The organism is Pseudomonas sp. VMV1 (genome assembly GCF_056790235.1).
Window position 1 is genome coordinate 56,145 of the sequence record NZ_JBXGSE010000003.1, and the last position, 15,467, is coordinate 71,611.

Below are 15,467 nucleotides of genomic sequence, written 5' to 3' on the forward strand. Positions count from 1 at the left end.
CCGCAGGCACCCCCTGCGGCCTTTCTGTTTCCGGAGCTGTGCATGGCCCTGCGCTTCGCCCTTACCCCCGGTGAACCCGCCGGTATCGGTCCCGACCTCTGCCTGCTGCTGGCCCGGGAGGCTCAGCCCTACCCCCTGATCGCCATTGCCAGCCGCGCTCTGCTGACCGCACGCGCCGTCGAACTGGGACTCTCCATCGACCTGCTTGAGGTGGCGCCGGCGGCTTGGCCGGAAACGCCGGCACCGGCGGGTACCCTCTATGTCTGGGATACCCCGCTGGGTGCGCCTGTCGTCACGGGCCAGCTCGATACCGCCAACGCCCATTATGTGCTGCAGACCCTGACCCGTGCCGGCCAGGGCTGCCTGGACGGCACCTTCGCCGGCATGATCACCGCACCGGTGCACAAGGGCGTGATCAACGACGGCGGCGTGGCCTTTTCCGGCCATACCGAATTCCTCGCCGAGCTGACCAAGACCCCTCAGGTGGTGATGCTACTGGCGACCGCCGGACTGCGGGTCGCCCTGGTCACCACCCACCTGCCGCTGCGCGAAGTGGCCGATGCCATCGATCGCCAGACGCTGCTCCAGGTCACCCGCATCCTGCACGACGACCTGCAACGCTATTTCGGCGTCGCCCAACCCCGCATCCTGGTCTGTGGCCTCAACCCCCATGCCGGCGAAGGCGGTCACCTGGGCCGCGAAGAGATCGAGATCATCGAGCCGGCACTGGACAGCCTGCGCGCCGAGGGCCTCGACCTCGTCGGGCCGCTGCCTGCCGATACCCTCTTCACCCCCAAGCACCTCGATCACTGCGATGCGGTCCTGGCCATGTATCACGACCAGGGCCTGCCAGTGCTCAAGCACAAGGGTTTCGGCGCCGCGGTCAATGTGACCCTGGGCCTGCCGATCATTCGCACCTCGGTCGATCACGGTACCGCCCTGGACCTGGCCGGCAGCGGACGGATCGATACCGGCAGCCTGAAGGTCGCTCTCGACACCGCCTACACCATGGCGGGCCATCGCCGTTCGGTGACCTAAGCGCCTGTTCATGGCGTCGCGAGCCAAAGCCGAAAGGCCGAGGCCGCACCCGCGAAAAGACTCAAGGAAGCGGAGCGGACGCACATGCGAGTTCATGCGTGGTAAAGGGTATTGCAGTAGGGCCACCTAGGCGGGCTGATCTCCCAGAGGCTTTTCAACACCGCCTGGCCGACGCGCAGCAGGTTATGAAGAGGCTCCGAGCGCTCCGGAGGTGGCCAAGGGTCTGCTAAACTGGTGGGTCTTTGCCGTCTTGAAATCGCAGGCCTTGCGCCTGCGCCGGAGCACCAGATGACCGAGCTCTACCAACACCGCGCCCGCAAGAGGTTCGGCCAGAATTTCCTGCACGACGCCGGGGTGATCCATCGCATCCTGCGCGCCATCCATGGGCGGCCCGGCGAGCGGCTGCTGGAGATCGGCCCGGGCCAGGGTGCCCTGACCGAGGGTCTGCTGACCAGCGGAGCCCAGCTCGACGTCATCGAACTGGACCAGGACCTGATCCCGCTGCTCAAGCTCAAGTTCGGTCTCAACCCGCTGTTCACCCTGCACCAGGGCGACGCCATGAAGTACGACCTCTCCAGCATCGCCGCAGGCGATCGGCTAAGGGTCGTGGGCAATCTGCCCTACAACATCTCCACGCCGCTGATCTTCCACCTGCTCAGCTTCGCCGACATCATCGCCGACATGCACTTCATGTTGCAGAAGGAAGTGGTGGAACGCCTGGCCGCGGTGCCTGGCAATGGCGACTGGGGCCGATTGTCGATCATGGTGCAGTACCACTGCCGCGTGGAGCACCTGTTCAACGTAGGTCCGGGCGCCTTCAATCCACCGCCCAAGGTGGACTCGGCCATCGTCCGCCTGGTGCCCCATACCGAAAGACCCCATGTGGCCCGCGATCCAGCCCTGCTCGAACGCGTCGTCCGCGAAGCCTTCGGCCAGCGGCGCAAGACACTCAGGAACACCCTCAAGGGCACCCTGGACAGCGCCGCCATCGAAGCGGCCGACGTCGATCCGGGACTGCGTCCCGAGCAGCTGGACCTGGCAGCCTATGTGCGTCTGGCCAATCAGCTGGCGTCTAACTGACGCCCTTTCATCCCGCCTCTGCAGAGATCCTTTTCGTGACCGAGCCCGATCCGCGCTACCTCATCACCGTGCAGGTCACCACCCGCTACCTGCCTGAACAGTCCAGCGCCAGCCAGGAGCGCTACGCCTTCGCCTACGACGTGAGCATCCGCAACGACGGTCAGCTGCCGGCGCAGCTGCTCAGCCGTCACTGGATCATCACCGATGGCAATGGCGAGGCGCAGGAAGTCCGCGGGCCCGGTGTGGTCGGTGAACAACCGCTGATCGCGCCAGGCGAGACCCATAGCTATTCCAGCGGCACCCTGATGCCGACCCAGGTGGGCAGCATGAGGGGCAGCTACCAGATGGTCGCCAGTGACGGCCACAGCTTCGAGGCCGCCATTCCCACTTTCCGCCTGGCCGTACCCGGCTCGCTACACTAGGTTGGTGTTTCAGACGGCACCTACACACGTTTGGCAGCGCTTTTTAAGTCTGAGCTGCGTTGCCACGCCTCGCCTCGCCATAGCCTTGCCATGACGCGTCGCCAGGTCCAGACCAGAAAATCACTCGCCAGCTCTTGCGCCAACTTCTAACCCCCCACACCAGGAGTCCCGATGACGCTGTACGCCGTTGGCGACCTGCAAGGTTGCCTCGACCCGCTCAAGTGTCTGCTCGACGAGGTCCGCTTCGATCCCGCCAAGGACCGCCTCTGGCTGGTGGGTGACCTGGTCAATCGCGGACCGCAATCCCTGGAAACCCTGAGATACCTTTACGCCATGCGCGACTCGGTAGTCAGTGTCCTGGGCAATCACGATCTGCACCTGCTGGCGGTCGCTTTCGGCGGCGCCAAGCTGAAGAAGCAGGACACCCTGAGCGACATCCTCGCCGCGCCCGACCGCGATGAACTGTTGTTCTGGCTGCGCCAGCTGCCGCTGATCCAGCACGACGCCGAGCGCAATTGCGTACTCGTCCACGCCGGCCTGCCGCCACAGTGGACGCTGGCCCAGGCGCTGAGCCTGGCCGGCGAGGTAGAGGCCGTGTTGCGTGATGAAGCGGCGTACGTGCCCTTTCTGGAGCAGATGTATGGCAATGAGCCGACGCTCTGGCAAGATGATCTCGAGGGCCAGGACCGCCTGCGCCTGATCACCAATTACCTGACGCGTATGAGATTCTGCAGCCCGGAAGGGCGTCTGGAGTTCAAGAGCAAGGAAGGCCTGGACAGTGCGCCGGCCGGCTTCGCCCCCTGGTTCAGCCATGGCCATCGCTTGACTCAAGACGTGCGGATTCTGTTCGGCCATTGGGCCGCGCTCAAGGGGCAATGCGCTGCGCCCAATGTCGAGGCGCTCGACAGCGGCTGCGTCTGGGGCGGCGACATGACTCTACTCGACGTCGACGGCAACCGCCGTCATCTCTGCAGTTGCAAGGAGAAGAAATGAGCGAATTCACCTGTATCTCCCCCGAACGGGCCTTGGAATTGCGCAGTGAGGGCGCCCGGATCGTCGACATCCGCGATCCGCACAGCTACGCCACCCTGCACGTCGCCGGTGCCCAACGGGTCGACAACCAGAACATCCACGACTTCATCGCCGCCGCCGATCTGGACGCGCCGCTGCTGGTGTTCTGCTACCACGGCCATTCCAGCCAAAGCGCGGCGGCCTTCTTTGCCGGCCAGGGCTTTAGCCAGGTCTACAGCGTCGACGGCGGCTTCGAAAACTGGCGCACCCTCTATCCCGAGCAGACCGAAAGCGGGCAGGCCGTTTAACACAGCGGGTTGACGCTGTCGTTACAAGAATAAACCGAATTGGCTCTTCCACATCTCGCAGATAGGACTATTCTGGAATCAGGCCCTCCGGAAACGGCGGGCTCGATAACCGGCTTTGGACCATCGGTGTAACCACTGGAGATTCGGGGGAATTCCAGGGGGACCGTTTCCATCGGTCTCCTCGTGCGTCTCTCGAAACCCAACCCTACTTCTGCAGGCGTGAAGGATCGATTAGGCAAGACGACCGCGAAGGTATTAGAGACGTTATCTTTCGTCGCCCGGCATGACCGCTCCCCACCGGCAGCAAGGCAAGGCTCCAGGCATCGATTCCAAGCTGGTCCAGGGTATCCAGCGAGGAGACGTCATGAGCATTTTCAGTCACTTCCAGGGGCGTTTCGAAGCGACTCGCCAGGAAGAGTATTCCCTTCAGGAATACCTTGAGATCTGCAAGAAGGATCGTACCGCCTTTGCCAGTGCCGCCGAGCGCATGCTCATGGCCATCGGCGAACCCGAACTGGTGGACACCACCAGTGACTCACGCCTATCACGCATCTTTTCCAACAAGGTCATCCGCCGCTACCCGGCCTTTGCCGACTTCCATGGCATGGAAGACTGCATCGAGCAGATCGTGTCCTACTTCCGCCATGCGGCGCAGGGCCTGGAAGAGAAGAAGCAGATCCTCTATCTGCTTGGCCCGGTGGGCGGCGGCAAGTCGTCCCTCGCAGAAAAACTCAAGCACCTGATCGAGAAGGTCCCCTTCTACGCCATCAAGGGCTCGCCGGTGTTCGAATCGCCCCTGGGGCTGTTCAACCCCGACGAGGACGGCCAGATCCTCGAAGAGGACTACGGCATCCCCCGCCATTACCTGCGCAGCATCATGTCGCCCTGGGCGGCCAAGCGCCTGCAGGAATTCGGCGGCGACATCAGCAAGTTCCGGGTGGTCAAGCTCTACCCTTCCATCCTCAATCAGATCGCCATCGCCAAGACCGAACCGGGCGACGAGAACAACCAGGACATCTCCGCCCTGGTGGGCAAGGTGGACATCCGCAAGCTGGAGGAATACCCGCAGAACGATGCGGATGCCTACAGCTATTCCGGCGCCCTGTGCCGCGCGAACCAGGGCATGATGGAATTCGTGGAGATGTTCAAGGCCCCGATCAAGGTCCTGCACCCGCTGCTGACCGCGACCCAGGAAGGCAACTACAACAGCACCGAGGGCCTCGGCGCCCTGCCCTACAGCGGCATCATCCTGGCCCACTCCAACGAATCCGAGTGGCACACCTTCCGCAACAACAAGAACAACGAAGCCTTCATCGACCGGATCTACATCGTCAAGGTGCCCTACTGCCTGCGCGTCTCCGACGAGATCCATATCTACGACAAGTTGCTGGTCAACAGCTCCCTGGCCAACGCCCACTGCGCGCCGGATACCCTCAAGATGCTGGCCCAGTTCTCCGTGCTCTCGCGTCTCAAGGAGCCGGAAAATTCCAACATCTATTCGAAGATGCGCGTCTACGACGGCGAAAACCTCAAGGACACCGATCCCAAGGCCAAGTCGATCCAGGAATACCGCGATAGCGCGGGCGTCGACGAAGGCATGAACGGCCTGTCCACGCGCTTCGCCTTCAAGATCCTCTCGCGAGTGTTCAACTTCGACGCCAACGAGATCGCCGCCAACCCGGTGCACCTGCTCTACGTGCTGGAGCAGCAGATCGAAGCCGAGCAGTTCCCGGCCGAGACCCGCGAGCGCTACATGAGATTCATCAAGGAATACCTGGCGCCGCGCTACGTGGAGTTCATCGGCAAGGAGATCCAGACGGCCTATCTCGAGTCCTACAGCGAGTACGGCCAGAACATCTTCGACCGCTACGTGCTCTATGCGGACTTCTGGATCCAGGACCAGGAATACCGCGACCCGGAAACCGGCGAGATCCTCAATCGCGCCTCCCTCAACGAGGAGTTGGAGAAGATCGAGAAGCCGGCCGGCATCAGCAACCCGAAGGATTTCCGTAACGAGATCGTCAACTTCGTGTTGCGCGCCCGGGCCAACAATAACGGCAAGAATCCGAGCTGGCTGTCGTACGAGAAGCTGCGGGCGGTGATCGAGAAGAAGATGTTCTCCAACACCGAGGAGCTCCTGCCGGTCATCAGCTTCAATGCCAAGGCCAGCAAGGAAGACCAGCAGAAGCACAGCGACTTCGTGACCCGCATGGTAGAGCGTGGGTACACCGAGAAGCAGGTGCGACTGCTGTCCGAGTGGTATTCACGGGTACGCAAGTCGCAGTAAGGCAGCCTGAGGCTGAACCCGCGACGACGCGCCAGCCGCGTCGTCGTGGCGTCCTGCAATAGCCCGGAGGGCCTGTATGAGTTATGTCATCGACCGGCGTCTAAACGGCAAGAACAAGAGCACGGTGAACCGCACGCGTTTCCTGCGGCGTTACCGTGAGCACATCAAGAAGGCGGTCGAGGAAGCCGTGAGCCGGCGCTCCATCACCGACATGGAACACGGCGAGCAGATCAGCATTCCTGCTCGCGATATCGACGAGCCCGCCCTCTATCAGGGCAAGGGCGGACGCCAGACCATCGTCCATCCGGGCAACAAGGAATTCGTCAGCGGCGAACGCATCCCGCGCCCCCAGGGCGGCGGCGGTGGTCAGGGCCAGGGCAAGGCCAGCAACAGCGGCGAAGGCATGGACGAATTCGCCTTCCAGATCACCCAGGACGAGTTCCTCGACTTCATGTTCGAAGACCTGGAGCTGCCCAATCTGGTCAAGAAGCAACTGACCGGCACCGACACCTTCAAGACGGTACGCGCCGGCATCAGCAACGAGGGCAATCCGGCCCGCATCAATATCATCCGCACCCTGCGCGCCTCCCATGCCCGGCGCATCGCCCTCTCCGGCGGCAGCCGCAACAAGCTGCGCGAAGCCAAGGCGGAACTGGCGCGGCTGCGCGTGGAGGAACCCGACAACCTGGGCGACATCCAGGCGCTGGAGGTCGAGATCGAGCGACTGCGCGCGCGCATCGACAAGGTGCCCTTCCTAGACACCTTCGACCTCAAGTACAACCTGCTCTCCAAGCAGCCCAGCCCCAGCTCGAAAGCGGTGATGTTCTGCCTGATGGACGTCTCCGGTTCCATGACCCAGGCCACCAAGGACATCGCCAAGCGCTTCTACATCCTGCTCTACCTGTTTCTCAAGCGGAATTACGAGCGCATCGAGGTGGTGTTCATCCGTCACCACACCAGCGCCAAGGAAGTGGACGAGGAAGAGTTCTTCTACTCCCGCGAAACCGGCGGCACCATCGTCTCCAGCGCCCTCAAGCTCATGCAGGAAGTCATGGCCGAGCGCTACCCGGTCAACGAGTGGAATCTCTATGCCGCCCAGGCCTCCGACGGCGACAACTGGAATGACGACTCGCCCATCTGCCGGGAGATCCTGACCAAGCAGATCCTGCCCTTCATGCAGTACTACACCTACGTGGAGATCACCCCGCGCGAACACCAGGCGCTGTGGTACGAGTACGAGAACGTTCGCGGTGCGTTCCCGGATTCCTTCTCGCAGCAGCAGATCGTCTCGGCGGGAGATATCTATCCCGTGTTCCGCGAACTGTTCCAGCGGAGACTCGTGTCATGAAGCGTGAGCCCATCTCTACCGGTTCGGAATGGACCTTCGAGCTGATCCAGACCTACGACCGGGAGATCGCCCGGATCGCCAAGCGCTATGCGCTGGACACCTACCCCAACCAGATCGAGGTGATCACCGCCGAGCAGATGATGGATGCCTATGCTTCCGTCGGCATGCCCATCGGCTACAACCACTGGTCCTACGGCAAGCACTTCCTGCATACCGAGAAGCACTACAGCCGCGGCCAGATGGGCCTGGCCTACGAGATCGTGATCAATTCCGATCCCTGCATCGCCTACCTCATGGAAGAGAACACCATGACCATGCAGGCACTGGTGATCGCCCATGCCTGCTATGGCCACAACAGCTTCTTCAAGGGCAACTACCTGTTCCGCACCTGGACCGATGCCAGTTCCATCATCGACTACCTGGTGTTCGCCAAGCAGTACATCACCCAGTGCGAGGAACGCCATGGCATCGATGCAGTGGAAGAGCTGCTGGATTCCTGCCATGCCCTGATGAACTACGGCGTGGATCGCTACAAGCGGCCCTATCCGATCTCCGCCGCCGAGGAACGCCAGCGGCAGAAGGAACGCGAAGAGCAGCTGCAACGCCAGGTCAACGATCTCTGGCGGACCATTCCCAAGATGGCCGGCAAGGAGCTGCATGACGAGGGCGCGCGCTTTCCCGCCGAACCCCAGGAAAACATCCTCTATTTCCTGGAAAAGCATGCCCCGCTGCTGGAGCCTTGGCAGCGCGAGGTGATCCGCATCGTGCGCAAGATCGCCCAGTACTTCTATCCCCAGCGCCAAACCCAGGTGATGAACGAGGGCTGGGCTACCTTCTGGCACTACACCCTGCTCAACGATCTCTACGACGAGGGCCTGGTGACCGAAGGCTTCATGTTCGAATTCCTGCAATCCCACGCCGGGGTGATCTACCAGCCGGGCTTCGACAGCCCCTACTACAGCGGCATCAACCCCTACACCCTGGGTTTCGCCATGTTCCGCGACATCCGGCGCATCTGCGAGGACCCTACGGAAGAAGACCGCCGCTGGTTCCCCGACATCGCTGGCAGCGACTGGCTGGCCACCGTCACCTTCGCCATGAAGAGCTTCAAGGACGAGAGCTTCATCCTGCAGTACCTTTCGCCCAAGGTGATCCGCGACCTCAAGCTGTTCAGCATTCTCGATGACGATCAGCGCGACGAACTGGAGGTAGCGGCCATCCATGACGACGCTGGTTATCGCCTGATCCGCGAGCAACTTGCGGCCCAGTACAACCTGGGCAATCGCGAGCCCAATGTGCAGATCTGGAACGTCGACCGGCGGGGTGATCGCTCGCTCACCCTTCGCCACTTCCAGCATGATCGCAAGCCGCTGGGCAATTCCACGGACGAGGTGCTCAAGCACCTGCACCGGCTCTGGGGTTTCGACATCCGCCTGGAAAGCATGAGGGGCGAAGACGTCGCCCAGAGCTTCCTTGTTCCACCCCGCCACGAGAGTCGCGACCAAGACCGCCGTCTGGATCTGGCCTCGCCGATCTGAGTCGACCTGGTCTTTCACGCTATCCTAGGCCTCCGCAAGGAGGTCTTTTTCTATGCAAATCTACAAGGTAGGCGGCGCTGTACGCGATCGCCTGCTCGGCCGACCGGTCACCGAAGTGGACTGGGTCGTGGTGGGTGCCACCGCCGAGGCCCTGGCCGCCCAGGGCTTTCGCCCGGTAGGGGCCGACTTTCCGGTCTTCCTGCATCCCGAGACGGGTGAGGAGTACGCCCTGGCCCGTACCGAACGCAAGAGCGGGCGCGGCTATGGCGGCTTTACCTTTCATGCCGCACCCGACGTCACCCTCGAACAGGATCTGATCCGCCGCGACCTTACCGTCAATGCCATGGCCGAGGATGACGAGGGGCATGTCATAGACCCCTATGGCGGGCGCGCCGATCTCCAGGCGCGCCTGTTGCGCCACGTCTCCCCGGCCTTCGCCGAAGATCCCCTGCGTGTGCTGCGCGTAGCCCGCTTCGCCGCCCGCTATTGCACCCTGGGGTTTCAGGTGGCGCCCGAGACGCTGCTGCTGATGCAGGAGATGGTCGCCAGCGGCGAGCTGGATGCCCTGACCGCCGAACGGCTGTGGAAGGAAATCTCCCGCGCCCTGCTCGAAGAGCGCCCCGATGTCTTCATTCGGGTACTGCACGATTGCGGTGCCCTGGCCGTGCTCTTGCCGGAAGTCGTGGCACGCTTCGTAGCCGATCGGCCTGAACCGGGTGCCCGGCTCTATGCCACCCTGCGCCAGACGGCAGAGGTACAGGCGTCGCTGAATGTGCGCTGGGCCTGTCTGCTGATGGACGTACCCGAAGAGCAGCACGCTGCGATCAGCGCCCGCCTCAAGGTCCCGCGCGAACCCGCCGAACTGGCACTGTTGCTGGCTCGCCACTGGCCCACGGCCCTGCAGGCTCGGCAGCTGACACCGGAAGCCTGGTTCGAGCTGCTGCAAGGGTTCGATGTGCTGCGGCGTCCGGCGCGCTTCGAAGAATTCCTCCAGGCCTGCGCCTGTGCGGCGACGGTCAGGACCGACGAGGGCGAGCCGCCGCTGGCCTTGCTGCGCCAGGCTGCCGAAGTATTGCGCGGGGTGGAGGTACAGCCGCTGGTGGCCCAGGGCTTCAAGGGCGCGGCCCTGGGCGAGGCCCTCAAGCAGGCCCGCATCGACGCCCTGGCACAGCTTTCGTAGGTTGGGCTGAGCGCAGTGGAGCCCTCGCACCCGAGCCTTTTCACCCCAGCCCTCTCCCAGCGGTAGAGGGAGACAAGTGGCACTCCCGTAGGTTGGCGCTGAGCGCAGCGAAGCCCAACAACTACCGCGCTACGCTAGCTTGGTGCCAAGCAGTGTCTCTGGGGTGAGCTCGATCCCCTTCCAACCGAAAGACACCGGCCGCAACACCTGGTTGGTCTGGGCACGCATTTCCTGCCACAGCTCGTTGAAGCTACGCCCATTGTCCGGATGCCGCCGCTCGCCCACCAGCAAGGCCAGCGGCCAGAGCACGAAGGCATTGCGCAGGATCTCGGCGCGCGGCAGCGTCAGGCCCTCGAACTCGCCGGTCAGATCGCCATGCAGCAAGATGTCGATGTCCAGCGGCAAGCCCTGGCGATCCGGCGCATAGCGGCCACTGCGGGTTTCGATGGCCTTGAGTCTCTGACTCAGGGCCGTGGGATCGAGGTCGGTGTTACCCGCCACCACCAGATTGAAGAAAGGCGCACTGCGGATACCCACGGCCTCGCTTTCGAACACCGGCGAGCACTGCATATCGGTCAGCAGCATCGCGAGTTCGTCCAGGGCCATACCCAGATGCTGCTCGCGCTGGATGTTACTGCCCAGCCCCAGATAGACCCGGGTCACGCCTGCCCCCGCTCGATCTCCACACCCACGCCACGGGCGGTCGGCACCGCGCCGGGCTTGGTGATGCGCAAGCGCAGCCAGGGCAACTTGAACTCCGCCTGCAGCAAGGCGGCCAGGCGCTCGGCAAAGGTCTCGACCAGTTCGAAGGCGGTCTCGTGGGCGAAGGTGGTGATGCGCTCGGCCACCGCTGCGTAATTCAAAGTGTGCTCGAGCTCGTCGTTCTCGGCCGCCGCCTGGATGTCCCAGCCCATGGTGAGATCGATGCGCAGGCACTGGCGGATGTCACGCTCCCAGTCGTACACCCCTATCACGGTGTCGACCTCGAGCCCCTCGATGAAAACCTTGTCCACTGCCTTTGCCTCGCACCTTTGCCGTGCTCTGTTTGATCGTCGCCGCCGGCCTATCGTCGGGCGGCGGGCTGTCGGTAGAATCGAGCCTTCTCCTGGCGCGGAACCCTACCATGTTCTGGCTGCTGCTCCTGCTGGCCTACCTGCTGGGCTCGCTCTCCTTCGCCGTGCTGCTCAGTCGCCTGTTCGGCACTCGCGACCCGCGTCACGACGGCTCCGGCAATCCCGGCGCCAGCAACATGCTGCGTCTGGCCGGACGCAAGCTGGCGCTGCTGACCCTGGCCGGCGACCTGAGCAAGAGCCTGATTCCCGTGCTCATCGCTCAGCAGCTGGGACTCTCGCCGCTGCAGCAGGCCTGGATTGGCCTGGCTGCCGTGGTCGGTCATCTCTATCCGCTGTACTTCCACTTCAGAGGCGGCAAGGGCGTCGCCACGGCCGCCGGTCTGCTGCTGGGGGTCTATCCACCCGCTGCCCTGCTGGGGCTCGCCCTTTGGGCCACGGTGTTCGCCACGCTCCGGATCGCCTCCCTGGCGTCGCTGGTGGCGCTGCTCGGCATCCTGCCGCTGTTTGCCTGGCAGCGCCCGGACCTGCTGGCGCCGATGCTGCTGCTCGCGCTGCTCATCCTGATTCGCCATAGACACAATCTGCGCGCCCTGCGTCAGGGGACCGAGCGCCATTTTTGACCCTGGCGCCGCACGGGGATTGCCCAGCGACGCCTTCCGCCCGTCTCAGAGCGCCGCCAGCTGCTCCATGGGCCAGCGCGCCTTGACGGCAATGGCCGGACCCTCCTGCTGACCAGCCAGCAACCGCTGGCAACCGGCATAGGCGATCATGGCGCCATTGTCGGTGCAGAAGCGCGGCCGAGCATAGAAGACGTGACCACCCAGCTCGCCAAGCATCTGCTCCAGCGTCTGGCGCAGCGCCTGGTTGGCACTGACGCCACCGGCGATCACCAGTGACTTCAGACCGGCCTGCTTCAGCGCTCTCTTGCACTTGATCGTCAGGGTCTCGACCACCGCCGTCTGGAAGGCCAGGGCGACGTCGCAGCGGGTCTGCTCGCCATCGTCACCGGCGGCCTTGCAACGCTGCCAGGTGGTGAGGGTGAACGTCTTGAGACCACTGAAGCTGAATTCCAGCCCCGGCCGATCGGTCATCGGTCGCGGGAAGACGAAGCGGCCTGGGACGCCACGCTCGGCCAGGCGCGCGATTTCCGGTCCGCCCGGATAGCTCAGGCCCAACAGCTTGGCGGTCTTGTCGAAGGCCTCGCCGGCAGCGTCGTCCAGGGACTCGCCCAGCACCGTATAGCGACCGATGCCATCCACCTGTACCAGCTGGGTGTGGCCACCGGAGACCAGCAGGGCGACGAAGGGAAACTGCGGCGGCTGCTCTTCGAGCATGGGCGCCAGCAGATGACCTTCCATATGGTGGACGCCCAAGGCGGGCACGCCCCAGGCCAGCGCCAATGCCTGGGCGCAGGCCGCGCCCACCAGCAGGGCGCCGACCAGACCGGGACCGGCGGTATAGGCGATGGCGTCCACGTCTTCAGGGCGGCTGCCCGCCTCGTCCAGCACTTCGCGGATCAGCGGCAGCATGCGCTTGACGTGGTCGCGCGAAGCGAGCTCCGGCACCACGCCACCGTAGACGCGGTGCAGATCGATCTGGCTGAACAGCGCATCGGCCAGCAGGCCGCGCTCGCTGTCGTAGAGGGCGACGCCGGTTTCATCGCAGGACGTTTCCAGTCCCAGAACACGCATGGAGATAAGCCTTCGAGGGTATAAGATGTCAGGCTGCGCATGATAAGCGCCGCTTCCAGCACCGGCCAGCGCTTTTCGTCCGCCGGGGCTTGGCAGCAAGGCAGTTGAAGAGTTACTATCCGCAACCCTTAAAAACCGACGCTTCCCGTGCCCTTTTGCCGCTAGCGTTGGATTAAACCTCGGTAAATTTGAAGGTACGACCTGGATGCCCAACGTCAAAGTCAAAGAAAACGAACCCTTCGACGTAGCGCTGCGTCGTTTCAAGCGTTCCTGCGAGAAGGCCGGTGTACTGGCCGAAGTTCGTAGCCGCGAGTTCTACGAAAAGCCCACCGCTGAGCGCAAGCGTAAAGCTGCCGCCGCGGTCAAGCGTCACGCCAAGAAAGTACAGCGCGAGCAGCGCCGTCGCGAGCGCCTGTACTGAGTTACAGCGCTCCTCTGGCGTTATAAGACAACCCGACCTCTGGTCGGGTTGTTTGTTTCTGGCCTTCCCGTTTCGCCCTGGCGCCCTCTGGCGCTAGACTGCCCTCCTCGCTCCACCCTCCGCTCTTCGCCCTTCTATCCAGACGCTGACCATGGCCGGACTCATCCCGCAAGGCTTCATCGACGACCTGCTCAATCGCACCGACATCGTCGAGGTGGTGGGCGCACGGGTGAAGCTCAAGAAGGCCGGCAAGAACTGGATGGCCTGCTGCCCCTTCCATAACGAGAAGACGCCCTCCTTCAGCGTCAGCCCTGACAAGCAGTTCTACTACTGCTTTGGCTGCGGCGCGGGTGGCAATGCCCTGGGCTTCATCATGGACCACGACAACCTCGAATTTCCCGAGGCGGTCGAGGAGCTGGCCAAGCGCGCCGGCGTGGAAGTACCACGCGAAGAGAGCGGCGGCCGGCGCAAGCCGCGACAACCCACGGATTCCCCGCTCTACCCCTTGCTGGCCGCAGCCGCCGAGTTCTATCGCCTGGCGCTGCGCAACCACCCCAAGCGCCAGGCGGCGGTGGACTACCTGAAGAAGCGTGGCCTGACCGGCGAGATCGCCCGTGACTTCGGTCTGGGCTTCGCCCCGCCCGGCTGGGACAACCTGGGCAAGCACCTGGGCGGCGATGACCTCCAGCAGAAGGCCATGCTCGATGCCGGCCTGCTGGTGGAAAACGCTGAGAGCGGCAAGCGCTACGACCGCTTTCGCGACCGGGTGATCTTCCCCATCCGCGACAGCCGTGGTCGGGTCATCGCCTTTGGCGGCCGCGTGCTGGGCGACGACAAGCCCAAGTACCTCAACTCGCCGGAGACCCCGGTGTTCCACAAGGGCCAGGAACTCTACGGCCTGTTCGAGGCGCGCAAGCACAACCGTGACCTGGACGAGATCCTGGTCGTGGAAGGCTACATGGACGTCATCGCCCTGGCCCAGCAAGGCATCCGCAATGCCGTGGCCACCCTGGGCACCGCCACCAGCGAAGAGCACATCAAGCGACTGTTCCGCATCGTGCCGAGCATCCTGTTCTGCTTCGACGGCGACCAGGCTGGCCGTAGCGCCGCCTGGCGCGCCCTGGAATCGGCACTACCGGTGCTCAAGGACGGCTTTCGGGTGCGCTTCCTGTTCCTGCCCGAAGGCGAAGACCCGGATACCCTGGTCCGTGCCGAAGGCGCGGATGCCTTCCAGGCGCGCTTTGTCCAGCAGGCCCAGCCGCTGGCCGAGTACTTCTTCCAGCAACTCATGATCGAGGCGGATCCGGCCACCCTGGAGGGCAAGGCGCACTTGGCCACCTTGGCGGCGCCGCTGATCGAGAAGATCCCTGGCAACAACCTGCGGCTGCTGATGCGCCAGCGCCTGAGCGAACTCACTGGCCTGGGCAACGACGCCTTGAGCCAGCTGGCACCCGCCGCGCCGCCGCAGGACGCTCCTCCCATGGACTATGGCGACTATGCCTATGCCCATGCCGAAGAAGCCCCCGCACAGCAGCAGTGGACGCCACGCCGCGACGGCAAGGGCGGGCGCGATGGCAAGGGTTGGAAAAAGGATTTCAACGGCAAGGGTGGCGGCGAGCGCATTCCACGTCAGCCCCCGGTCAAGGTGGAGACGCCGGTACTGGCCGCGCTGCGCAGCCTGCTGCACCACCCGACCCTGGCCCAGGCGGTACAGGACGCCCGCAACCTGGCCGAGGAAAGCGATCAGTACGCCCAGCTGCTGGTCGCCCTGGTCGAGGCGCTGCAGAAGAAACCGGGGCAAAGCACCCTGGCGCTCATCGCCCGCTGGCACGGCACCGAACAGGGCCGACTGCTGCGCGCCCTGGCGGAAAAAGAATGGCTGATTGCCGGCGACAACCTTGAACAACAGTTTTTCGACACCATAACGAGGTTAGCCGCCAGCCAGCGTGATCGCTCGCTGGAGCAACTCCTACGCAAGGCGCGACAGAGCGAGCTGAGCTCCGAAGACAAGGACCGCCTACGCGAACTCCTCAGCCGTCCGGCGGGGTCCGTGACCTAACTGGCACGACC

The 15,467-nt window shown here is 63.8% G+C and carries 15 protein-coding genes; 12 read left to right on the plus strand and 3 right to left on the minus strand.

Annotated elements, in window-relative coordinates:
- Positions 1–42 precede the first annotated feature (42 nt).
- From pdxA to ACUCV0_RS10310, 9 genes are all read left to right on the plus strand, one after another.
- Positions 43–1,038, plus strand: a complete 996-nt coding sequence (gene pdxA, locus ACUCV0_RS10270) for a 4-hydroxythreonine-4-phosphate dehydrogenase PdxA (RefSeq protein ID WP_482212614.1) — start codon at positions 43–45, stop codon at positions 1,036–1,038.
- Between the two features lie 288 nt (positions 1,039–1,326).
- Complete coding sequence (rsmA, locus tag ACUCV0_RS10275; RefSeq protein WP_271653706.1) at positions 1,327–2,118, plus strand: 16S rRNA (adenine(1518)-N(6)/adenine(1519)-N(6))-dimethyltransferase RsmA; 792 nt, start codon at positions 1,327–1,329, stop codon at positions 2,116–2,118.
- Positions 2,119–2,153: 35 nt separating this feature from the next.
- Positions 2,154–2,540, plus strand: coding sequence for a Co2+/Mg2+ efflux protein ApaG (gene apaG, locus ACUCV0_RS10280; RefSeq protein ID WP_059313309.1), 387 nt, complete (start codon positions 2,154–2,156; stop codon positions 2,538–2,540).
- 171 nt (positions 2,541–2,711) lie between these two features.
- Complete coding sequence (locus ACUCV0_RS10285; protein WP_059313308.1) at positions 2,712–3,533, plus strand: symmetrical bis(5'-nucleosyl)-tetraphosphatase; 822 nt, start codon at positions 2,712–2,714, stop codon at positions 3,531–3,533.
- Positions 3,530–3,859: a thiosulfate sulfurtransferase GlpE gene (gene glpE, locus ACUCV0_RS10290; protein WP_271653704.1), complete on the plus strand. Its 330-nt coding sequence runs from the start codon at positions 3,530–3,532 to the stop codon at positions 3,857–3,859. Before ACUCV0_RS10285 ends, glpE begins: the two co-directional genes overlap by 4 nt.
- Positions 3,860–4,223: 364 nt before the next feature.
- Positions 4,224–6,146, plus strand: coding sequence for a PrkA family serine protein kinase (locus tag ACUCV0_RS10295; RefSeq protein WP_059313306.1), 1,923 nt, complete (start codon positions 4,224–4,226; stop codon positions 6,144–6,146).
- Positions 6,147–6,222: 76 nt separating this feature from the next.
- Entirely contained in the window at positions 6,223–7,494 is a 1,272-nt protein-coding gene (locus ACUCV0_RS10300) for a YeaH/YhbH family protein (RefSeq protein WP_059313305.1), read from the plus strand.
- The gene (locus ACUCV0_RS10305) at positions 7,491–9,032 is read left to right on the plus strand and encodes a SpoVR family protein (protein ID WP_059313304.1); all 1,542 of its coding nucleotides are present in this window, start codon (positions 7,491–7,493) and stop codon (positions 9,030–9,032) included. Before ACUCV0_RS10300 ends, ACUCV0_RS10305 begins: the two co-directional genes overlap by 4 nt.
- A 52-nt stretch (positions 9,033–9,084) precedes the next feature.
- Complete coding sequence (locus tag ACUCV0_RS10310) at positions 9,085–10,212, plus strand: multifunctional CCA addition/repair protein (RefSeq protein ID WP_482212615.1); 1,128 nt, start codon at positions 9,085–9,087, stop codon at positions 10,210–10,212.
- A gap of 129 nt (positions 10,213–10,341) precedes the next feature.
- Here ACUCV0_RS10310 and folK read toward each other — a convergent pair whose 3' ends face one another.
- A complete protein-coding gene (folK, locus tag ACUCV0_RS10315) occupies positions 10,342–10,875 on the minus strand; it encodes a 2-amino-4-hydroxy-6-hydroxymethyldihydropteridine diphosphokinase (RefSeq protein ID WP_482212616.1) in 534 nt (177 codons plus the stop codon).
- Positions 10,872–11,225: a dihydroneopterin aldolase gene (gene folB, locus ACUCV0_RS10320; RefSeq protein WP_059313301.1), complete on the minus strand. Its 354-nt coding sequence runs from the start codon at positions 11,223–11,225 to the stop codon at positions 10,872–10,874. The genes folK and folB overlap by 4 nt, the downstream gene beginning before the upstream one ends.
- A gap of 110 nt (positions 11,226–11,335) precedes the next feature.
- On the opposite strand from folB, the gene plsY reads away from it, so the two are divergent.
- Complete coding sequence (plsY, locus tag ACUCV0_RS10325; RefSeq protein ID WP_059313300.1) at positions 11,336–11,905, plus strand: glycerol-3-phosphate 1-O-acyltransferase PlsY; 570 nt, start codon at positions 11,336–11,338, stop codon at positions 11,903–11,905.
- Positions 11,906–11,950: 45 nt separating this feature from the next.
- Here plsY and tsaD read toward each other — a convergent pair whose 3' ends face one another.
- On the minus strand, positions 11,951–12,976 hold the full coding sequence (tsaD, locus tag ACUCV0_RS10330) for a tRNA (adenosine(37)-N6)-threonylcarbamoyltransferase complex transferase subunit TsaD (RefSeq protein WP_482212617.1): 1,026 nt from the start codon (positions 12,974–12,976) through the stop codon (positions 11,951–11,953).
- Between the two features lie 205 nt (positions 12,977–13,181).
- Here tsaD and rpsU point away from each other — a divergent pair, with 205 nt between their 5' ends.
- Positions 13,182–13,397 (plus strand): 30S ribosomal protein S21, encoded by a 216-nt coding sequence (rpsU, locus tag ACUCV0_RS10335; RefSeq protein WP_007159750.1) that lies wholly within the window; start codon positions 13,182–13,184, stop codon positions 13,395–13,397.
- Between the two features lie 151 nt (positions 13,398–13,548).
- The gene (gene dnaG / locus ACUCV0_RS10340) at positions 13,549–15,456 is read left to right on the plus strand and encodes a DNA primase (protein ID WP_059313298.1); all 1,908 of its coding nucleotides are present in this window, start codon (positions 13,549–13,551) and stop codon (positions 15,454–15,456) included.
- Positions 15,457–15,467 lie beyond the last annotated feature (11 nt).